Genomic DNA, 20199 nt, shown 5'->3' with positions numbered 1-20199 from the left:
CGTTGCGCGCAGCCTCCATTCGTGGGCACAATAGGCCCACACCTGGGCGGGCCTGATCGCAGGGGAAGGCAATCCGGCCCAACCAGGAGGTACCGACCATGTCTGCTCGTTTCGACACGATCAGTCAGCCCGTCGCGCGGGGGATGGTGTTCATCCACTCCGCGTTGGCTGCGCTGTGCCCGCATGTCGAGTGGGCCGGAGGTGCCGTCCTGGGCACTCGCATGGACCTCGAGTGGTCGGAGCAGCCAGCCGAGCCGGGAAGCCGCCGTGCGGAGCTGTCCTGGACAGGTCCAGTCGGCACCGGAGCGGCTCTCGCCAGCGCATTGAGCCGGCTCACCCGGATCAGGTTCGAGGTGACGGAGGAACCCACGCCCGGCAGCGACGGTCAGCGATACTGCTTCACGCCCACCCTGGGCGCCTTCAGTGCCGTGGTGGGCGTACACGGGGACATCCTGGTGCCGGAGGATCGTCTCCGGCACGCCGTGGCCACGGAGGCACTCGGGGGCGAGCCCTTGCTCAAGGCACTCGAATCACTGCTGGGCGTCCCGTGGGACGAGGAACTCGACGTGTTCCGGCACGCCGGCGAGGACGCTCCCGTGCGGTGGCTCCACCAGGTGGTATAGCCACCGCCCAGGATCAGTCGGTGACGTTCTCGTTGGTGACGAGCACGGCCACGTTGTGTCCTCCGAAGCCGAAGCTGTTGTTGATAGCCGCAAGCGGGCCGGAGGGCAGCGCTCGGTTCGAGGTGGCCACGTCGATGCCCAGGTCTGGTTCGATGTTCTCCACATTGATCGTGCCCGGAACCATCCGGTCCCGTAGCGCCAACACGGAGGCCACCGTCTCGAGTGCTCCCGCGCCACCGAGCAGATGCCCGGTCATGGACTTGGTGGAGGTCACCACCACGTGGTCCGCCTCAGCACCCAGCGCGGTTCGGATGGAGCCGGCCTCGGTGACGTCACCTTGGGGCGTCGAGGTTCCGTGCGCGTTGACGTGCACGATGTCACGGGCGGTGAGACCCGCTTCCCGAAGCGCCTTGATCATCGCCTGGGACTGACCGTAGCCGTCCGGGTCCGGCTGGACGAGGTCGTGGCTGTCGGCCGTGATGCCGGCGCCGGCGAGGGTGCCGTAGATCCGGGCGCCACGGGCCTTGGCGTGCTCCAGAGTCTCGATCACCATGAGGGCGGCGCCCTCGGCGAGCACGAATCCGTCGCGGTCCACGTCCCACGGGCGCGAGGCGCGCTCCGGCTCGTCGTTGCGCCGAGACAGCGCCTGCATCTGACCGAAGGCTCCGATGGGGAGCGGGTGCACGACGGCCTCTCCGCCCCCGACCAGGACCACATCGGCGCGGCCGAGGCGGATCATGTCGAGACCCAGCGAGATCGCCTCATTGGAGGAAGCGCAGGCCGAGACAGGGGTGTGCACGCCCGCACGGGCGTGGATTTTGAGGCCGAGGTTGGCCGCGGGGGCATTGGCCATCAGCATCGGGATGGTGAACGGCGAGACGCGGCGGACGCCCTTGTCCTTCATCACATCCCACTGGGAGAGCAGGGAGTGCAGCCCACCGATGCCGGTGGCGGACACGACGCCCAGCCTGTCGGGGTCGACCGGATTGTCCTCGCCGAGGCCGAATCCGGCGTCCGCCCAGGCGGCCAGGCCGGCGATCTGCATGAGTTGGGTGGAGCGGTCGAGTTTGCGCGCCTCGACGCGGTCCAGAACCTCGCTCGGGTCCACGGCCGCCTTGGCAGCGATGCGAGTGGGAAGCTGCTGAGCCCACTCCTCGGTCAGCGCCACCACGCCGGAACGTCCGGCGAGCATCGCAGTCCAGGTGCTGGCGACGTCTCCGCCGAGTGGTGTGGTCGCACCGAGACCGGTGATCACGACTGTGGTGGACATGGGGATCTCCTCGTCACTGCATGGGGGGTCGATGGGGGGCGGCCGGGTGTGCGGCCGCCCCTCGCATGCGTCAGTTGGACGCGCGCTCGATGTAGGCGACAGCGTCGCCGACGGTCTTGAGGTTCTTGGCGTCCTCGTCGGGGATCGAGACGCCGAACTTGTCCTCGCAGGCGTAGATGATCTCGACCATCGACAGCGAGTCGACGCCCAGGTCGTCGACGAAGGACTTGTCCAGCTGGACATCCTCGACTGCGACGCCGGCGATGTCGTTGACGATCTCGGAGAGATCTGAGCGGATTTCTTCAGTGCTAGCCATGGTGTGGCTCCTTCCTAGGTTCTTCTCTTTGGACACTCGTGGGGTCAGGGCAGGATCACGGTCTGGCCGGCGAACACGAGGCCCGCTCCGAAGCCGATGATCAGTGCACTGTCACCGCTTTTGGCCTGCCCGGATTCGAGCAGTGCCTCCATCGCCAGCGGAACCGATGCCGCCGACGAATTGCCCATCTGGATGATGTCGCGGGCGACCACGACATCCTCGGGCAGCTTGAGGTGGCGCAACATCGAATCCGTGATCCGGTTGTTGGCCTGGTGGGGGATGAAGCAGTCCAGCTCATCGGCGGTGAGGCCGGAAGCCTCAAGCGTCTCGACGGCCTTCTCGACGATGGCCGTGGTGGCCCACTTGAACACCTCGCGACCCTCCATGTGGATATAGGGACCTCCGGCGCCGGGCTCGACCCCGCGCCAGTCGTCGACCTCGATCACCTCGTGAGCCTCGGGCTTGGACCCCCAGACGGTGGGGCCGATCGCGGGCACGTCGCTGGGGCCGACGATGACGGCCCCAGCGCCGTCGGAGAAGAGGAAGGCGGTGGAGCGGTCGGTGGTATCGGTGTAGCTGGAGAGCACCTCCACGCCCAGCACCAGTACGTGTCTGGCGGAGCCGGTGCGGACCATGGACTCGGCCAGGCTGACGCCGTAACAGAAGCCGGCGCAAGCCGCCGAGATGTCGAAGGCGGCCGGGGCCGGGAGACCGAGGTCCTTGGCGAGGATCGCGGCAAGCGCCGGGGTCTGCATGAAGTGCGAGATGGTGGCCACGATGACGGCGTCGACGTCCGCGGGCTGCAGCCCGGCGCGCTCGATCGCCTTTCGGGACGCCTCCAGGCCGAGGGTCTCAGCGTCCTCGCCGTCGGCGACCCAGCGACGCTCCTTGATGCCCGTGCGCTGAGTGATCCACTCATCGGTGGAGTCGATCATGGTGCACAACTCGTCGTTGGTCACGACACGACTGCCGCGGGCACCTCCGACGGACATGATGCGGGCATACTCGGCGCCGGTTGAGGACTTGAGGGGCATGTCTGACCTACTCGGACTCGGGGGTGGGCTGGCTGTGGGTGCGGCAGAACTCGCGGGCCTCGTCGAGCTGATCGGGGGTGTTGAGGGCGAACAGCTCAACCCCCTTGAGGTTGCGCTTGACAATGCCCGTGAGAGTACCGGACGGGGGCAGCTCGAGGAGGCCCGTGACGCCCATGTCGCGCATCGTGTCCATGCACAGGTCCCACCGCACCGGGTTGGCAACCTGCCGGATGATCCGGTCCAACGCTTCACTGCCGCTGGAGACGGCCGCCCCGTCGGCGTTGCTGAGCAGCGGCGTGACGGGGTCGCTGGCGCGCATTCCCTCTGCTTTGGCACGCAGCCGGTCCACCGCGGGAGCCATGTGGACGGTGTGGAACGCCCCGGCCACGCTGAGCGGGATCAGGCGGGCCCGCCGCGGCGGGTTCTCGGACAGGACCTCGAGCTCTTCGACGGTGCCGGCTGCGACGATCTGCCCGGATCCGTTGTTGTTGGCCGGGGTCAGGCCCGCGGCCTCAATCGCCGCGAGGACCTCGTCGCGGTCCCCGCCGATCACGGCGGTCATCGACGTGGGCCGGGCCGCGGACGCCTCCGCCATGGCCAGGCCGCGTTCGCGGACGAGGGCGAGCGCCTCCGTCGGGGAGATCACACCGGCGAGAGCAACGGCGGCCAACTCGCCCACCGAGTGCCCCGCAACCATGCCGACGCCCTCGAAAGAGGGGAGCAGCTCCGCCGCGACAGCAAGGGCGGAGGCCACCAGGAGCGGTTGCGCGACGGCGGTGTCGCGGATGGTCTCAGCGTCCGCCTCGGTGCCGTAGTGCGCGAGGTCCAGGCCCACCGCCGTCGAGTAGAGGGCAAGACGCTCCGCGAACGCGGGCTCCGCCAACCAGGGAAGGAGAAAACCGGGGGTCTGGGCACCTTGGCCAGGAGCAACAATCACGAGCACGACAACCACTGTGCCCGTGCGGAGAGTCGGCTGCGGGCGTGAGACTCACGAATTTGCCCACCCGGCCTTTGTGGGAACCCCACAAGCCGGCGATCCGCGCTCAGCCGTTGAGCCTGCCCAACGTGATGGCCATCCGCAGCACATAGGCCTCGCGGGCGTCGGTGGGGTTGTAGCCGGTGGCCTCCTGGATCCGCTTCAGGCGATAGCGCACCGTGTTGGGGTGCACGAACAGGGCCCGTGCGGTGGCCTCCATCGAGGAGCCGCAGTCCAGGAACCCGACGCAGGTCTCCAGGAGCTCCTTGTTGGCGGCCAGCGCCGGGAAGATCTCCGACGCGAGGGTGCGCCGCGCATGCCCGTCGCCGGCGAGGGCGCGCTCGGGGAGGAGGTCCACCGACAACAGCGTCTGTGGCCCCTCCGGCCAGGCCTTCGCAGCCCTGAAACCGGACGCGGCAGCGCGCGCGGACTTCGGAGCCCCCGCCAGTCCGTCCACCGTCGGCCCCACGACCACGGGACCAGCGGCGAAGAAGTCCCGCAGCTTGGAGATCCGCTCGCAGGTGTCGACGGGGTCGCCGACTCCTGCCCCGCCCGCGATAACCACGAGCCGATCGCCCTGCGGGGCCGCCAGCACGTCGAGCGACAACTTCGACGCGGCGCGACGCAGCCCGTCGAGCACGGACGCCTCCTGCGGGGCTCCGCCGATGGCCACCACCACCTTCGACTCGGTGTTCCAGCCCAGAGTCGAGGCCCGCGACAGCACGGACTCGTCGGTCTCCGCGCGGACCACGGCGTCGACGATGGTGGCCTCGATCCGCGAATCCCAGGCGCCGCGGGCCTCCGCGGCACGGGCGTAGATGGCGGCCGCGGCGAACGCGATCTCGCGGGAGTAGTGCACGATGCCCAGTTGAAGTGCCTGCCGGTCACCCCTGGGGAGAAGGTGCTGGATCTGCTCCTCCACCACCTCGGTGGTGGTGCGGACGAGGTCCACGGTCTGCTGGAGGCTGATCCGGCGCGCCATGGCCCGCGGGGCGGCGTCGAAGATCGACTCCGGGGTGAAAGGCTCGCCCGCGAACCAGGTGACGAAGCCGTCGATGCCGGAGCGGGCCAGGATGCCGATCCAGGAGCGTGACTCGGCGTCCAGCTGGCTGAACCACTCGTGCCGGGCGACGAGGGCGGCCAGTGTCGCGGTGTTCATCTCCGAGGTGGAGGCCTGAAGCCGCTTGATGAGGCCGGCGCGAGCGCGGGCCGACGAGATGAGCGCGGGCGCCGTCCCTGGCCGAAAGTCCATCCCGCCAGCCTAGTGGTGTCCTCCGTCGCTTCACCGGGGCTACGCTGGACAGCCATGGGACGCAAGGTATTCGTGATCGGCATCGGCCCCGGCGGGCTGGGGCAGCTGACGCTGGACGCCGTCGACGCCATGAACCAGGTGGACGTCTTTCTCGTCGGGGATCACAGTGAGGACCAGCCCGATCTCGTCTGGCTCCGCAGCGAGCTGCTGCGCCGGCATGTGAACAGGCCGCACCGCGTGATCACGGTGCTGGACCCCAAGCGGGAGCACCCGGGGGCGGTGGATACGGGACGGCTCGCCACCTACAGCCACATCCTCTCCGGCCTGCCGACCGACGACGCGGTGGGGTTTCTCGCCTGGGGCGATCCGGGGCTTTACGACTCGATCCTGCGTGTCGTCGACGCACTCCGCGACAGATTGGCGCTCGAAGTCAGCGTCATCCCGGGAGTGAGTGCCCTGCAGGTGCTGGCCGCCGCGCATCAGATCGCCCTGAACGCGGGCGCCTCCGTGCACATCACCACGGGGGCCCGGTTGCTCGCGGAGTACCGGCCCGAGCTCGGCGACGTGGTCGTGATGAATGACCCCGCCTTGGCCTGCCGAGGACTGATCGGGGAATTCCCGGACACCGAAGTGTTCTGGGGCGCCTACCTGGGCACCCCAGATCAGGTTCTGGCCAACGGGCCCCTGCGCACCATCGCCGGAGACCTGGCCGAACTGAGGCAGCGGCTCCAGGCCCACCATGGCTGGATCCACGACACGTATCTCCTCCGGCCTTTTCCTGACGCACGTTAACAATGCGTAACAAACGCCGGGCCGGGTCTCACCGTCGACCCCCATCGTTGCTAGGTTGACGCCGTTCGCCGAGATTGAAGGGCTATCGCCATGGAAGAACTGACCACAGTGCTCGAAACAATCGCGGGATTCGTGTGGGGCCCGTTCCTGCTCATTCCGCTGCTCCTGCTCACCGGCCTGTGGCTGACCATCAAGCTGCGCGGCATCCAGTTCCGCACGCTTGGGTCCGCCCTGCGGTTGGCGCTGTGGGAGCGCAAGGACGCTGACGCAGATGGTGGCGACATCTCCCAGTTCCAGGCCCTCACCACGGCCCTCGCGGCCACTGTCGGGGTCGGAAACATCGTCGGCGTGGCCACCGCCATCTCGATCGGCGGCCCAGGAGCTCTGTTCTGGATGTGGGTCACTGGCCTGGTGGGAATGGCGTCGAAGTACTCGGAGGCCTTCCTGGCGGTGCGCTTCCGCACCGTCGACGCCAAGGGCGAGGCTTCCGGCGGCCCGCAGTACTACCTGAAGAAAGCGCTGCCGGGAACGTGGGGGGTGGCCCTCAGCATCATCTTCGCCGTGTTCGCCGTCCTCGCAAGCTTTGGCATCGGCAACATGACGCAGGGCAATGCTGTCGCGGCCAACGCCCAGAATGCGTTCGGAGTGGACCCGCAGATCACCGCGATCCTGATGGCGGTCTTCGTGGGCGTGGTGATCATCGGGGGCATCAAGACCATCGGCAACGTGACGGCGGCCCTCGTTCCCTTCATGATCGTCTTCTACATCCTGGGCGCCCTCTACATCCTGATCGTCAACATCGTCGATCTGCCGGGGGCGTTGGCTCTTGTCTTCGGGCAGGCGTTCACTGGCCAAGGTGTGGCCGGCGGTATGTTCGGCAGCCTCCTGCTCACGGTGCAGATGGGCGTGGCGCGAGGCATCTTCTCCAACGAGTCCGGCATGGGTTCGGCGGCCATCGCCGCCGCCGCCGCCCAGACGACCCACCCCGTGCGTCAGGGCCTGGTGTCCATGACCCAGACCTTCATCGACACACTCGTGGTCGTGTCGTTCACCGGACTGGTGCTGGTCACCACGGGTGTGTGGAACGCCGACGCCAGCCCCGCGGTGCTCACCTCGATGGCCTTCAGCCACGGGCTGCCCGGTGACTGGGGCGGCTACATCGTGTCCATCGGCGTCATTCTCTTCGCCCTCTCCACCATCATCGGGTGGTCCTACTACGGTGACCGCTGCGTCGAGCGGCTGTTCGGTGCCCGGGCAACGATGGCCTACCGCATCGCCTTCACCATCGTGGTCTACATCGGTGCCACCGTTCCGCTGGGCGTGGTCTGGGCGTTCGCAGACGTGATGAACGGTCTCATGGCACTGCCCAACCTCATCGGCCTGCTCCTGCTCTCCGGCCTCATCGCGCGCGAGACCAGCCATTACCTTAAGAACGATCCGAAGCTCCGGGCGGGTCGCAAGGAAGTCGACAAGTTCATGGTGGATCAGCCCCGCTGATCTCGGTGCCAGTGGACCCGGTCGCGGTGCTGCGCGAGTGCGCGTTCTGGCTGGAGCGTGCACTCGCGGACACGTACCGCATCCGCGCCTACCGTGAGGCCGCCGACGTCGCGGAGGCGATCGACCCCCGCGACCGCCCGGTGACGGAGGCAGGCTGGCGGGAGTTGCCGGGATTCGGTCCCAGGACGGCCTCTGTCGCGGCGGCCGCCCTGTCCGGTCATCTGCCGGAGGCCCTCGCGCGGCTCCGGGAGGAGGGGAGGGCCTCCCTGGATCCGGCAGGTGACACTCTCCGTGCAGTACTTCAGGGCGACCTCCACACACACACCTCCTGGTCCGACGGTGGCTCCCCGCTCGCCGAGATGGCGGCGGTTGCTGAGTCACTGGGTCACGCCTACTTTGCTGTCACCGACCATTCCCCGCGGCTGAGGGTCGCCAACGGACTGAGCCGGGAACGGCTGCTGGCCCAGTGGGACGAGATCGAGCGGGTGCAGAGGCAGCTGTCGATGCGACTCCTGCGTGGGATCGAAGTCGACGTTCTCAAGGACGGCTCGCTTGATCAGGCGGACGACCTGCTGGGTGGGCTGGACATCGTCGTGGCCTCTGTTCATTCCGACCTCCGGGCGGATCCGGCCAGTATGACGATGCGGATGATCGGTGCGATCTCCAATCCGCACACCACAGTGCTGGGGCACTGCACCGGCCGGAAGTTGCGCGCCGATGGGACGTGGCGCGAGCAGTCACGATTTGACGCGGAACTTGTGTTCGCGGCCTGCGCCATGTTCGGAGTGGCCGTCGAGATCAACTCGAGGCCGGAACGCCAGGACCCGCCCGTGGAGCTCCTGGAGATGGCTGTCGAAGCTGGGTGCCTGTTCAGCATCGACTCGGATGCGCACGCCCCGGGCCAACTGGACTTCCTCACCTACGGGGCGGCGAAGGCAGCCGCTGTAGCGATCGATCCGGATCGGATTATCACGACGTGGCCGGTCGACCGGCTGCTGGCACATGCGCGGCGCCACCGCTGACGATGCGGCCGGGACAAGGCTATGGCCCCGTCGTGACTGGTCCCCCCAACCTACCCATCACGACGTGGCCATCTGCTGATAGCAATTCTGCGGCTGCTGAGGGTCGGAATTCCCCAGTGTCCGGTACTGGTCTGACTGGTGACGGTACTGGCATTCCTACGGGTTCCACGTGCGTTGGTCGCGTCAGGACCGGGCAGAGTGCAGGAGCGCACGCAGCTCGACACGCGACCCTGCCCCAAGTTTGGCCAGCGTGTTGCGGACGTGGAACTCGACGGTGCGGACCGAGACGAACAGCTCCTGTGCGATCTCCTTGTTGGTCCGGCCGCTCAGAACCAGGCCGGTGATCTCGCGCTCCCTCGCTGTGAGTCTGGCGAGGAGGGCAGAGGTCTCGGATGCGGTCACCGGGGCGGCGCGGGGAGGGGGGCTCAGTGAGGAGAGACGCATCTGGAGCGCCTCCAGTCGCTCAGCCCACGACCGCGCACCCGCCTGCACCAGAAGAGCGGTGGCGGCGCCCAGCTCACCCAGGCATACGCCCGCGTCGTCAGCCCACTCGCCGGTGCCGACGAGGAACTGGGCCCAGTCCTCAGCCAGGACGGCACCCAGCAACTGGAGCCCGCGAGGCGTATCTTCCTCCCGTCGCCGCTGCAACGCCGCATGGGCCAGAGCGAACGACGCCGACGCAGAGGCATGGTCTCGCGACCCTACGGCGAGCAACGCGTCCATGTGGTGATGGAGATACGCCAATGCACCCGGGGCGACGTCGAGCGCAGACACCTGGTCCCTCGCCATCTTCGCCGCTGCGAGATCGTCGATCGCAACGTGGGAACGGACCCGCAGGACTGAGGTGGCCGCCCCCGGGAACTGACCGGTGAGTGGACTGCTCCAGAGCTGGCCGAGGGTCTCGGCCACGGTCCAAGGGTCGCCCTCGGCTGTGGCGGCGAATGCACGCACGACCATCACCGCGCCCATGGCGGAGTTGAAGCCGCGGGGGCCAGCCACTTCGGCCACATGAGCGAGCATCCGTGATCCTTGCTCTTCGCCGCGACAGACAGGGATCAGCGCGGCAATCGCCTGCGCATGGAGAGCGCCCACGTCTCGGAGGTCTTCGAGGGCAATCGTCAGTCCCGGCTCGATGGAGGACTGAGCGGCATCCCACTCGCCACTGAGAAAGCCCAGCCGATGCCGTACCAAGGAGGGCCACAGTTCGTAGCCGGGAGGTGCCGTCGCCATCCGGAGCAGTCGATCAAGCTGGTTCTGAGCAGCCAGGTTGCGCATCGCGCTGAGATCCAGGGAGGCGGCCACCGACAGGGCAGCCGTGTGGGCTGCCGAGTCCGCTGCCAGGTCGGTCAGCGAGGGAGCCTGCAGACCCGGCACCTGCTCCGTCCCAACGGGTGTGGCCCATTTCGCGGCGAACGACAGCCACATCGTCAGCAGCCCGTGGAGGGCGGCCGCCTCCGATGGGTCGGCGTCCGACAGCCCCCTCCGACCACGACCCGCCTCGATCCGGCGCCCCAGTTCGTCACGCACGGAAGCCATTGCCGCGGGCATGTCGCGCGCGCCGATGGAGGCGCGGCTGCGGCCCAGGAGCTCGAACGAGTGGGCGAGCAGCAGCAGCAGGGTGTCGTCCAGGTCTGCGAGGGGGAGTCCATCGGCCAGGGGTAGCCTCCGCACGCCCACAGCGGTGGCGTCTACTGCGCACTGGAGAACCGAGCGCGCCACTCCTGGGAGCATTGCCCTGATCCGGGGTTCGAGTTGGTTGATGACCCCCGCACGGCGTGCGCGCAGCGCGTAGAGGCACGCCAACGGGAGCTGGGCGTCATCGAGACTGCAGGCCCACATCATGAGCTGCGAAGCGAGTTCGAGGTCACGGACCTGGGCTGCTGCGCGGGCGCTGGCCAGCAACTCGGTGAGCAGGGCGTCATCGCGTGCACCGCCGAGGGCCAACACGCGGTGACGGAGTCCTTCGACGCCGGGCAGCGCATCCGCGAGAGCCCGATGGGTGGCCAGGATGGTGGCTGGCGCCGCGTACGACGCGACGGCGGCGGGCACCTTGGGTCGTTGATCATCGCCGGCCAGCACGCGGGCAGCACGTAGGGCCTGGAGATCTGCGCGTCCATGGCCAAGATCGCGCATGACCCGGTCCAGCTGGGCTGGGGGGAGCGGACCGCCGAGGGCCAGGGCGAGCACCGCGGCAACGTCGTGCGGGCTCGGGTCCTCTCGCAGCCACCGGGAAATCCTCATCACAACCTCGGCGCTGTCTCTGTCTCCCAGCTCGGCGATGGCAGAGGCAAGGGTGGCACCTCCGCGGCGGAGGCGAGCCGTCAGTTCGTCCACCAGCCCGGGGTTTCCCCCCGTGGCCTCCATGACGATGCGGAGCTGGCGCGGGTTGAGGGGCGCGAAGAGGATGCTGCGGAAGAAGGCCTGCACCCCGTCCTCGTTGAGCGGCCCAAGCTCGAGATGGCGCCCCCTCTTTCCGACGGTGACGTGTTGGATCATGCGCTCCGCGAACCACCCCGTCGTGGTCCTGCTGGTGGCGACGAAGAGCGCCGGCACCGTGTCCAGCCTCCTGATCACGTGCCAGAACGCCTCCTGGGACGGCTCGTCGAGGTGATGCAGGTCGTCGATGATCATCGCGAAGGGACCGTCGAGCCGCTCGATGAGGTTCACCACACCGATGGCGAAGGTGGGGACCCCTGCGCGGTTGCGCAGATCAATGAGCTCGGGGGCGGTCTCAGGGAGTTGCTCGTCGATCAGCCGGTCGATCGCACCGAAAGGCACATCGCGTTCGGCCTCGAGTAGGAGATGGGTGTAGGTGGGCATTTCAGAGGCGATGGTGCCCGCGAGGCGGGACTTGCCGATCCCCGGCGGGCCCGTGAGGAAGAGAACCTGCGTGCGGCCCTCGCGGACAGCGGCCACCAGGGCGGCGATCTGACGCTGCTCCTCGACGCGACCCACCAGTGGCCCCATCACTCACCCCCCTGACTCGCGTTCTACGTTGCGTGTGACTGTCCACGATTCTCCCGCACGCGAGGCTTACGGCGCGGACAAACCCCGGCAATGGCAGCATCAACAGATTGCGAGCCGGGATGGCCGGAGCCGAGAAATGCGTGCAATTGTCGCGCTAGGGTTGGGCATCCGGCATTGGGCCCATCAGCGCATGCCGTCGACTCTTTCATCGAGAGGAACATTCGTGAGCCAGAACGAGGCCGGGCCGATCCTCAACGGTCTACCCACCAATCTGCCAGACATCGACCCCGCAGAGACTGCGGAGTGGCTCGAGTCCCTGGACGGGGTGATCGACGCCGGAGGCCGGAACCGCGCCCGCTACGTGATGCTCAAGTTGCTTGAGCGGGCGCGTGAGCGTCACATTGGAGTGCCGTCACTGACGGGCACCGATTACGTCAACACCATCCCGGCCGTGAGCGAACCGGCCTTTCCTGGGGACGAGACGCTGGAACGAGGCATCCGTCGGCTCCTGCGTTGGAACGCTGCCGTGATGGTGCACAGGGCCCAACGCCCCGGGGTGGGCGTTGGCGGTCACATCGCGTCTTACGCCTCGTCCGCGACACTCTACGAAGTGGGCTTCAACCACTTCTTCCGAGGCAAGGACCATCCGGGCGGCGGAGACCAGATCTTCTTCCAGGGCCACGCGTCTCCCGGCATGTATGCCCGCGCATTCCTCGAGGGCCGCCTGGACGAGAACGACATGGACGGCTTCCGCCAGGAACGCTCACACTACGTCGACGGTGAGCTCAGGGCGTTGCCCAGTTATCCGCACCCGCGTCAGTTCGACAGCTTCTGGGAGTTCCCCACGGTGTCGATGGGGCTCGGCCCGCTCAACGCCGTCTATCAGGCCCAGTTCAACAGGTATCTCCACAACCGCGGCATCAAGGACACCTCCCAGCAGAGGGTGTGGGCGTTCCTCGGTGACGGCGAGATGGACGAGGTCGAGTCGCGCGGTGTTCTTCAGTTGGCCGCCAACGACGAGCTGGACAATCTCACCTTCGTCGTCAACTGCAACCTGCAGCGCCTGGACGGGCCGGTGCGTGGCAACGGCAAGATCATGCAGGAGCTGGAGGCGTTCTTCCGCGGGGCCGGCTGGAACGTGATCAAGGTCGTGTGGGGCAGGGGCTGGGACCCGCTGCTGTCCAACGACTCGGAGGGCGCGCTCGTCAACCTGATGAACGCCACCACCGACGGCGACTTCCAGACCTTCAAGGCCAATGACGGCGCATATGTGCGCAAGCACTTCTTCGGCCGGGATCCGCGCACCGCGGCCATGGTCAAGGACTGGTCGGACGAGGAGATCTGGCGCCTCACCCGCGGCGGTCACGACTTCACGAAGGTGTACTCGGCCTACAAGTCGGCTGCTGAGTTCACCGGCGCACCCACCGTGATCCTGGCGCACACCATCAAGGGCTACTTCCTGGGCAAGCACTTCGCGGGTCGCAACGCGACGCACCAGATGAAGAAGCTGGCCCTCGATGACCTCAAGGCCTTCCGCGACCGTGTGGACGTGCCGGTCACCGACGAGCAGCTCGAGGCGGACCCCTACCGCCCGCCCTACATCCATCCCGGGCAGGAGGATCCCCGGATCAAGTACCTGCAGGACCGCCGCCGTGAGCTCGGCGGCTATCTGCCGGACCGCCGTGGGGACAAGAAGTTCATCTCGCTGCCGGCGGAGAAGGCGTACGTTTCGTCGCGCAAGGGCTCCGGCAACCAGCAGGTGGCCACCACCATGGCCTTCGTGAGACTGCTCAAAGACCTCATGCGGGACAAGGAGTTCGCTCCGAGGGTGGTCCCGATCATCCCCGACGAGGCACGCACCTTCGGCATGGACGCCTTCTTCCCCACCATCAAGATCTACAACCCGCACGGCCAGAACTACACTCCCGTGGACAATGAGCTGTTCCTCAGCTACCGCGAGTCCAAGACCGGACAGATCCTGCACACGGGCATCAACGAGGCGGGTTCGCTCGGTGCGTTCACGGCTGCCGGTTCGGCGTACTCCACCCATGGTGAGCCGATGGTGCCCATCTACGTGTTCTATTCGATGTTCGGGTTCCAGCGCACCGGCGACGCGATCTGGGCGGCGGCTGATCAGCTGGCCCGCGGCTTCCTGATCGGCGCGACGGCGGGGCGGACAACGCTCACTGGCGAGGGCACCCAGCACATGGACGGACATTCGCCCATCCTGGCGTCCACCAACACTGCGGTGGTCTCCTATGACCCGGCCTACGGCTACGAGATCGCGCACATCGTCAAGGACGGTCTGCGGAGGATGTACGGGGATGATCCGGAGAACATCATCTACTACATGACCGTGTACAACGAGCCCATCGTCCAGCCGGCCGAGCCGGAGGGCGTCGAGGTTGAGGGCATTCTGCGCGGGATGTACCTGTACCGGACCGGTAGCTTCGACGGGTTGGGAGAGGATGCGCGCCGCGCGCAGATCCTCGCCTCGGGGGTGGCTCTGCCATGGGCGCTCGAGGCTCAGGACCTTCTCAAGGCTGACTACGGCATCGTCGCGGACGTGTGGAGTGTCACCTCCTGGGGAGAGCTGCGTCGCGAGGGTCTGCAGCTGGACGAGGAGAGGTTCTCCGATCCCTACGGCGAGCACGGCCCCACCTGGGTGGAGCAGAAGCTCGGTGGGACCGCCGGTCCGGTGGTGGCCGTCTCCGATTACATGCGCGCCGTCCCTGATCAGATCCGGCAATGGGTCCCTCGCGACTACATGACGCTCGGCGCTGATGGCTTCGGATTCTCGGACACTCGGGCGGCGGCGCGGCGCTACTTCAACATCGACGGACCGTCGATCGCAGTGGCCGTCCTCCAGCGTCTCGCCGTTGCAGGCGAGGTCCCGACGAAGTGGGCCACCGAGGCCGCGGCCAAGTACAGGCTGGACGACGTCACCGCCGGGTCCTCAGGCAACGCTGGTGGAGACGCCTGATCTCAGCTATCGAGGGGGTGTGATGCGAGAACCCTGGTCTTCTGGCAGGCTTGCCCTGTGGACAACGCAGAAGTCAAGGGCCTCGCATCGACCAACGAAGGAGTGACCGGAGCGGAGCTCCTGGGGCTGGAGCCAGGCTTGGTGGTGCAGGAGTTGGGATGGGACGAGGACGTCGACGCGACACTTCGCGACGGCGTGATGGACATCATCGACGGGGAGATGATCGATGAGCCCCTCGAGGCCGTGGACGTCGTGCTGCTCTGGTGGCGTGACGAGGACGGCGACGTCGTCGACGGACTTGTGGACGCGCTCACGGACCTGACCGACTCGGGCTACATCTGGCTGCTCACCCCGAAGGTCGGGAGGCCCGGATTCATCGGCCCCAGCTCGGTGGCGGAGGCAGTCACGATTGCGGGCCTGTCTCTGACGAAGACGGCCAACGTGGCGGCCGACTGGCAGGCGACGAAGGTCGTCCGACCCAAGGGCTCACGCAGATGACCGCGCGCATCGGCGTCATGACGTCCGGCGGTGACGCGCAGGGCATGAACGCCGCGGTGCGCGCCATCGTGAGGACCGGCATCCACGAGGGCGCCGAGGTGTTCGCCATCCGCGAAGGATGGCAGGGAGCCATTGAGGGTGGCGCGCAGATCGCGCAACTGGGGTGGAGCGATGTCTCCGGGATCCTGAACAAGGGCGGCACGGTGATCGGCACCGCGCGATCCATGGAGTTCAGGACCCGTGAAGGCCAGCTGACGGCCGCGCAGAACCTCGTCGAGCGGGGAATCGACAGGCTCATCGTCATCGGCGGAGATGGGTCGCTGACCGGGGCGCGCAACCTGTGCGTCGCCTGGCCGACCTACATGGCCGAACTCACCGAGGCGGGCCGGATCAGCCCGGAACAGGCTGAGGCGCATCCCAGACTTCACATCGCGGGCCTCGTGGGATCCATCGACAACGACATGGTCGGCACGGACATGACCATCGGTACGGACTCCGCGCTGCACCGCATCACCGAGGCGATCGACGCGATCAGCTCCACCGCGGAGTCGCACCGCCGCACCTTCATCGTCGAGGTCATGGGTCGGCACTGCGGCTACCTCGCCCTGATGAGCGCGATCGCGGGCGGAGCCGACTACACGTTCCTACCGGAGTCTCCGCCCAGACCGGGGTGGGAGGACAGAATGGTGGAGGTGCTGGCCCGCGGACGCGCCGCCGGACGTCGCGATTCCATCCTGGTGGTCGCGGAGGGGGCGGCGGATCGCGAAGGCGCCCCGATCACGGCGGACCGGATCCAGGCGGTGCTGCGCGAGCGTGCCGGCGAGGAGGCCAGGATCACGATCCTCGGTCACGTGCAGCGCGGGGGTACTCCCTCCGCCTACGACCGCTGGATGGCGACGGCGTGCGGCGTCGAGGCCGTCCGGCGAGTGCTCGAGGCCGATGATGAGAGCGAACCCGTGCTCGTGGGCGTCCGCCGGGACAGCGTCGACGGCACGCCACTTCTCGGCGCCGTTGAAGCCACCCACCGGATCAGCAACTTCATCGCCGAGGGTCAGTACGAATCGGCGGTGACGGCCCGGGGCCACGGCTTCACCACGATGATCGACATCTACCGGATGCTCTCTGAGGCCAGGCCCAGCGTCGCGCCGTCGTCGGAGCCGAAGCGCATCGCCATCATGCACGCCGGCGCCCTCGCGCCCGGCATGAACCAGCTCGCGCGCGTCGCGGTCAGGTCCGGCCTCGATCTCGGCCACGAGATGTTCGCCGTCCAAGGCGGCGTGCCGGGCCTCGTCGGCGGAGACCTCCGCGAGGTGAACTGGTCGGACGTCGAGGGCATGGCGCACACAGGTGGGGCCTCCTTCGGGACGCGGCGCTACGTGGCCCAGGAGCACGAGCTCTACCAGATGGCGCGATCACTGGAGGAGCATCGGATCGACGCGCTCCTGGTGATGGGCGGGTTCCACGCCTACGCGACGGTGGACCTGATGGAGCGTGAGCGTCGTCGCTACCCCGCCTTCAACATCCCGGTCGCCATCCTGCCCGCCAGCATCGACAACAACCTGCCCGGGTGGCCGATGGCCGTCGGCGCCGACACTGCGCTCAACACCGTGGTGAACTCGATCGACATGGTGCGCATGTCCGCCTCGGCGAGCAAGCGGGCCTTCGTCGTTGAGACCATGGGCCGCACGTGCGGCTTTCTCCCTCTGCTCGGTGGCATCGCCGGCGGCGCGGAGAAGGCCTACCTCCCCGAGACCGGGATTTCCCTGGAAGAGCTGTCGACAGACGTGGAAGCGTTGGTCGACGCATTCGAGACGGGGCGCAGCTTCTACCTTGCTGTGATGGGGGAGGAGACGAGTGAGCACTACACCTCGGATGTCCTGGCCAAGGTGTTCGAGGCCGAAGGCCACGGTATGTATTCCGTCCGCAAGGCGGTGATCGGCCACATCCAGCAGGGGGGCAACCCCTCGCCGTTCGATCGCATCAACGCCACCCGTCTCGCCTACCAGGCCCTGGTGAACCTGGATCAGCAGCTGAGGGAGGGCACCTCCACCTATGTGGCGGCGCACAGCCCCACTCCTGGGCTGATGGCGCCGCTCCGGCAGGTGACCGACGCGATGGACTGGGACCTGCAACGGCCCAGCGAGCAGTGGTGGATGAGCCTCCGGCCGGTGTTCGACAAGCTGAGCCGACGCCCCGGTCAGGAGTAGACCTCTGAAATCGGTGCTTCACTAACAGGTGCCGACGACCACGCCGAAGGTCTCCGTGGCCGCACACTCCATGTCTGCGAGCTGAGCCAGGACGGGTGAGCCCTCGGCGACACTGTCGGGCACGGTGTCGCGGAAGACCAGTGATTGAGCGTCCGCGTCGCGCCGGATGATCGTGAACTCCACCTTCGCCGCAACCGTGTCGCTGGTGCGGGTTCCCGTGAAGGCGCACGAGACACCGCTGGCACCTCCGGTGAGGGGCACATCGACGACCACCGACTCGGCGACACCGGTGAACGCCTGCTGCTGGTCGGTCACGAGATCGCGGCAGGCCTGGGTGAGATCCTCCCCGACGGTGGTCAGGGTGACAGCCTGCACGCGGACGTCTGTGGCCGGCTCGCGCAGGCGCACCAGCCTGCGATCATCCTGCACCACCTCGTCGGCGTACACCTCCCATCCATCCGGGACGGTGAGGCGCACATCGCCCAGGTCCAGTTCAGCGGGGGCAGAGGGGCCCGGGGACGACTCCAGGGAGGGTGACGGCTCCGTCGACGGGCTGGATCCGCCGTCGGAGGACTCCGTGGACGAGGTCGACGCTTCGACCCTGCTCGACGACGGGGAGGGTGCCGGGGACGTGGTGCCGGTGCTCCGGGGGCCGAGAATGAGATAGAGGCCACCGATCAGCACTGTCATCGCGACGCCCAGCGCAGCCAGCGACATCCATGCGAGTCTGGCCCCCTCGTCCTCCGGCGGGGTGGCGACGGCGCGTCGGGCACGGCCGGGATGCGGGTGGCTCCTTGGCGGGTCGGGGAGAGGGCCTCTTCTGGGGGTGGGGGGCGGAGAAGGCATCCCTTCGGGGGGCAGGGCGCGCCGACCGGTGTCCATGGTGCCTCCCTCCGGCGGTGGTGGGCGCAGAGGGACTCGAACCCCCGACTCCCTGCTTGTAAGGCAGGTGCTCTAACCAACTGAGCTATGCGCCCGGCGTGGACCAACCCTAGCCAATGGCGGCGAGGCCAGCCACCGTGGAAGTGGGACGCCGACGAAGTGGGTCTCCGCCGTCAGACCAAACGGCTGCGGATGAGGGCAGCGATGGCTTTTCCCTCGGCGCGACCCTCCGCGCGTGACGTGACCGCCTTCACCAGCGCGCCCATCTGCTTGATCGTGGGCGGCTCCGCGAGACGCCCGATCTCCTCGTCCACCAAAGCTGCCAAATCCTGCTCGCTGAGCGGCGCGGGGAGATATCCGGCGATGAATTCAGCCTCCGACTGCTCCCTGGCGGCCAAGTCCGAGCGTCCCGCAGCAGCGTAGGTCTCCGCCGATTCGCGGCGCTTGCGCATCTCCTTGGATACCACCGCCAGTTCTTCCGCATCGCTGAGCTGACGTGCGGTTTCCCCCGCCACCTCCTCGACGCCGATGGCGGCCATCACCATCCGGATGGTGGTCTTGGCCGCCTCATCCTTTGCGCGCAGCGCTGCCGCGAGGTCCTGCTTCAATTGGTCTTTCGTCGCACCCATTCGTCATCCTCTTCTCTGTTGCGCCCCATTGTGTCAGGGCCAGGGAGGCCAACTGCCGGTAGGATGATCGATTGTGGCTCACGATGACCTCTCCCAGCAGCTCTCAGACCTCGGTCGGTCCCTAGCGTCGATCGAGGCGGTCGCGGACATCGAGAAGATCCGTTCCGAGATCGCCTCGCTTGAGGAGGAGGTGGCCGCACCGGACCTGTGGGACGACCAGAGCAACGCACAGCGCGTCACGTCACAGCTCTCATTCAAGCAGGGTGAGGTGGATCGGCTCCTGCGGCTGCGCTCGCGGCTCGACGACGCGGAGATGATGCTCGAACTCGCCGACGAAGAGGGCGACGCCGAGGCCCGGGCAGACCTCGTCACGGAGGTTCGCAAGCTCGCCCTGGACATTTCGTCGCTTGAGGTACGCACCCTGCTCTCCGGTGAGTACGACCCCCGGGATGCGCTCATCACGATCAGGGCTGAGGCCGGGGGAGTCGACGCGGCCGACTTCGCGGAGATGCTCATGCGCATGTATCTGCGCTGGGCGGACCGGCACGGATACCCCACCGAGGTCTACGACACCTCCTACGCGGAGGAGGCCGGACTGAAGTCTGCGACCTTCGCGGTGAAGGCCCCCTACGCGTACGGCACCCTTTCCGTCGAGCAGGGTACCCACCGCCTCGTTCGCATCTCCCCGTTCGACAACCAGGGGCGCCGGCAGACGTCCTTCGCCGGTGTGGAGGTCCTTCCGGTCACGGAGGAGACCGACCACATCGATATTCCCGAGGCCGAACTCCGCATCGACGTCTTCCGGTCATCTGGCCCGGGTGGGCAGTCGGTCAACACCACAGACTCCGCTGTGCGGATCACCCACCTGCCCACTGGCATCGTGGTGAGCTGTCAGAACGAGAAGTCCCAGCTCCAGAACAAGGCCGCGGCCCTGAGGGTGCTGCAGTCGAGGCTGTTGGAGCGGGTCCGGCAGGACCGGGAGAAGGAACTCAACGCGCTCAAGAGCGACGGCGGGAACTCCTGGGGTGCTCAGATGCGCTCCTATGTGATGAACCCTTATCAGATGGTCAAGGACCTTCGCACCGAGCACGAGGTGGGCAACCCGGAGGCTGTCTTCGACGGTGACATCGACGGGTTCATCGACGCCGGTATCCGCTGGCGCAAACGGTCCGAGGTCGAGGCCTAGGAGCCTGCTGAGCAATCATGCCTCGGCTGCGGCGCACCGGATCGGGCGATCTGGCACCCCTCCAT

Annotated in this window: 16 protein-coding genes and 1 tRNA gene; 8 read left to right on the top strand and 9 right to left on the bottom strand. The window is 67.5% G+C overall.

Annotated features, from left to right (window positions below):
* Nucleotides 1-98: 98 nt before the first annotated feature.
* Nucleotides 99-623, top strand: coding sequence for a DUF3145 domain-containing protein (locus H5399_RS10090; protein ID WP_182782906.1), 525 nt, complete (start codon nucleotides 99-101; stop codon nucleotides 621-623).
* 13 nt (nucleotides 624-636) lie between these two features.
* Here the strand turns inward: H5399_RS10090 and H5399_RS10085 are convergent, their stop codons facing one another.
* The 5 genes from H5399_RS10085 to H5399_RS10065 all read right to left on the bottom strand — a co-directional run bounded on the left by H5399_RS10085 (nucleotide 637) and on the right by H5399_RS10065 (nucleotide 5471).
* Nucleotides 637-1893 carry a beta-ketoacyl synthase gene (locus tag H5399_RS10085; protein WP_182782905.1) on the bottom strand — a complete coding sequence of 419 codons (1257 nt, stop codon included), beginning with the start codon at nucleotides 1891-1893 and terminating at the stop codon, nucleotides 637-639.
* 70 nt (nucleotides 1894-1963) lie between these two features.
* Nucleotides 1964-2209 carry an acyl carrier protein gene (locus H5399_RS10080; RefSeq protein ID WP_182782904.1) on the bottom strand — a complete coding sequence of 82 codons (246 nt, stop codon included), beginning with the start codon at nucleotides 2207-2209 and terminating at the stop codon, nucleotides 1964-1966.
* 44 nt (nucleotides 2210-2253) lie between these two features.
* On the bottom strand, nucleotides 2254-3243 hold the full coding sequence (locus H5399_RS10075) for a beta-ketoacyl-ACP synthase III (protein ID WP_182782903.1): 990 nt from the start codon (nucleotides 3241-3243) through the stop codon (nucleotides 2254-2256).
* A gap of 7 nt (nucleotides 3244-3250) precedes the next feature.
* Nucleotides 3251-4186, bottom strand: coding sequence for an ACP S-malonyltransferase (locus H5399_RS10070; RefSeq protein ID WP_182782902.1), 936 nt, complete (start codon nucleotides 4184-4186; stop codon nucleotides 3251-3253).
* A gap of 100 nt (nucleotides 4187-4286) precedes the next feature.
* On the bottom strand, nucleotides 4287-5471 hold the full coding sequence (locus H5399_RS10065) for a CdaR family transcriptional regulator (protein ID WP_182782901.1): 1185 nt from the start codon (nucleotides 5469-5471) through the stop codon (nucleotides 4287-4289).
* 54 nt (nucleotides 5472-5525) lie between these two features.
* Between H5399_RS10065 and cobF the strand changes: the two genes are divergently transcribed.
* The 3 genes from cobF to H5399_RS10050 all read left to right on the top strand — a co-directional run bounded on the left by cobF (nucleotide 5526) and on the right by H5399_RS10050 (nucleotide 8782).
* Entirely contained in the window at nucleotides 5526-6263 is a 738-nt protein-coding gene (cobF, locus tag H5399_RS10060) for a precorrin-6A synthase (deacetylating) (protein ID WP_182782900.1), read from the top strand.
* Between the two features lie 90 nt (nucleotides 6264-6353).
* Nucleotides 6354-7760, top strand: a complete 1407-nt coding sequence (locus H5399_RS10055) for a sodium:alanine symporter family protein (RefSeq protein ID WP_182782899.1) — start codon at nucleotides 6354-6356, stop codon at nucleotides 7758-7760.
* A 5-nt stretch (nucleotides 7761-7765) separates the two neighbouring features.
* On the top strand, nucleotides 7766-8782 hold the full coding sequence (locus H5399_RS10050; RefSeq protein WP_370585738.1) for a PHP domain-containing protein: 1017 nt from the start codon (nucleotides 7766-7768) through the stop codon (nucleotides 8780-8782).
* A gap of 183 nt (nucleotides 8783-8965) precedes the next feature.
* Here H5399_RS10050 and H5399_RS10045 read toward each other — a convergent pair whose 3' ends face one another.
* Nucleotides 8966-11749 (bottom strand): LuxR family transcriptional regulator, encoded by a 2784-nt coding sequence (locus H5399_RS10045; RefSeq protein WP_255422247.1) that lies wholly within the window; start codon nucleotides 11747-11749, stop codon nucleotides 8966-8968.
* A gap of 190 nt (nucleotides 11750-11939) precedes the next feature.
* Here H5399_RS10045 and aceE point away from each other — a divergent pair, with 190 nt between their 5' ends.
* From aceE to H5399_RS10030, 3 genes are all read left to right on the top strand, one after another.
* Nucleotides 11940-14732 carry a pyruvate dehydrogenase (acetyl-transferring), homodimeric type gene (aceE, locus tag H5399_RS10040; protein WP_182782897.1) on the top strand — a complete coding sequence of 931 codons (2793 nt, stop codon included), beginning with the start codon at nucleotides 11940-11942 and terminating at the stop codon, nucleotides 14730-14732.
* Nucleotides 14733-14834: 102 nt separating this feature from the next.
* Nucleotides 14835-15230: a DUF3052 domain-containing protein gene (locus H5399_RS10035; protein WP_182783108.1), complete on the top strand. Its 396-nt coding sequence runs from the start codon at nucleotides 14835-14837 to the stop codon at nucleotides 15228-15230.
* Nucleotides 15227-17437, top strand: coding sequence for a 6-phosphofructokinase (locus tag H5399_RS10030; RefSeq protein WP_182782896.1), 2211 nt, complete (start codon nucleotides 15227-15229; stop codon nucleotides 17435-17437). Before H5399_RS10035 ends, H5399_RS10030 begins: the two co-directional genes overlap by 4 nt.
* A 21-nt stretch (nucleotides 17438-17458) precedes the next feature.
* Here H5399_RS10030 and H5399_RS10025 read toward each other — a convergent pair whose 3' ends face one another.
* The 3 genes from H5399_RS10025 to H5399_RS10015 all read right to left on the bottom strand — a co-directional run bounded on the left by H5399_RS10025 (nucleotide 17459) and on the right by H5399_RS10015 (nucleotide 18948).
* Nucleotides 17459-18154, bottom strand: coding sequence for a hypothetical protein (locus tag H5399_RS10025; protein ID WP_182782895.1), 696 nt, complete (start codon nucleotides 18152-18154; stop codon nucleotides 17459-17461).
* A gap of 183 nt (nucleotides 18155-18337) precedes the next feature.
* Nucleotides 18338-18414, bottom strand: a tRNA-Val gene (locus H5399_RS10020).
* Between the two features lie 78 nt (nucleotides 18415-18492).
* Nucleotides 18493-18948, bottom strand: coding sequence for a GatB/YqeY domain-containing protein (locus tag H5399_RS10015; protein WP_182782894.1), 456 nt, complete (start codon nucleotides 18946-18948; stop codon nucleotides 18493-18495).
* Nucleotides 18949-19021: 73 nt separating this feature from the next.
* Here H5399_RS10015 and prfB point away from each other — a divergent pair, with 73 nt between their 5' ends.
* Nucleotides 19022-20134: a peptide chain release factor 2 gene (gene prfB, locus H5399_RS10010; RefSeq protein ID WP_182782893.1), complete on the top strand. Its 1113-nt coding sequence runs from the start codon at nucleotides 19022-19024 to the stop codon at nucleotides 20132-20134.
* Nucleotides 20135-20199 lie beyond the last annotated feature (65 nt).

This window comes from Tessaracoccus sp. MC1627, from assembly GCF_014164725.1.
In the GTDB taxonomy this organism is placed as follows: Bacteria; Actinomycetota; Actinomycetes; order Propionibacteriales; family Propionibacteriaceae; genus Arachnia.
Note: the sequence above shows the minus strand (reverse complement) of the source record. Positions and strands in the feature narration are given on the sequence as shown.

Bases quoted from the DNA above. Each gene is read 5' to 3' on its own strand.
- H5399_RS10080 (WP_182782904.1), bottom strand. From the start codon at position 2,209: ATGGCTAGCACTGAAGAAATCCGCTCAGATCTCTCCGAGATCGTCAAC.
- H5399_RS10085 (WP_182782905.1), bottom strand. From the start codon at position 1,893: ATGTCCACCACAGTCGTGATCACCGGTCTCGGTGCGACCACACCACTC.
- H5399_RS10045 (WP_255422247.1), bottom strand. From the start codon at position 11,749: ATGGGGCCACTGGTGGGTCGCGTCGAGGAGCAGCGTCAGATCGCCGCC.
- H5399_RS10025 (WP_182782895.1), bottom strand. From the start codon at position 18,154: ATGTCGCTGGCTGCGCTGGGCGTCGCGATGACAGTGCTGATCGGTGGC.
- aceE (WP_182782897.1), top strand. From the start codon at position 11,940: ATGCCGTCGACTCTTTCATCGAGAGGAACATTCGTGAGCCAGAACGAG.
- H5399_RS10030 (WP_182782896.1), top strand. From the start codon at position 15,227: ATGACCGCGCGCATCGGCGTCATGACGTCCGGCGGTGACGCGCAGGGC.
- cobF (WP_182782900.1), top strand. From the start codon at position 5,526: ATGGGACGCAAGGTATTCGTGATCGGCATCGGCCCCGGCGGGCTGGGG.
- H5399_RS10015 (WP_182782894.1), bottom strand. From the start codon at position 18,948: ATGGGTGCGACGAAAGACCAATTGAAGCAGGACCTCGCGGCAGCGCTG.
- H5399_RS10075 (WP_182782903.1), bottom strand. From the start codon at position 3,243: ATGCCCCTCAAGTCCTCAACCGGCGCCGAGTATGCCCGCATCATGTCC.
- H5399_RS10065 (WP_182782901.1), bottom strand. From the start codon at position 5,471: ATGGACTTTCGGCCAGGGACGGCGCCCGCGCTCATCTCGTCGGCCCGC.
- H5399_RS10090 (WP_182782906.1), top strand. From the start codon at position 99: ATGTCTGCTCGTTTCGACACGATCAGTCAGCCCGTCGCGCGGGGGATG.
- H5399_RS10055 (WP_182782899.1), top strand. From the start codon at position 6,354: ATGGAAGAACTGACCACAGTGCTCGAAACAATCGCGGGATTCGTGTGG.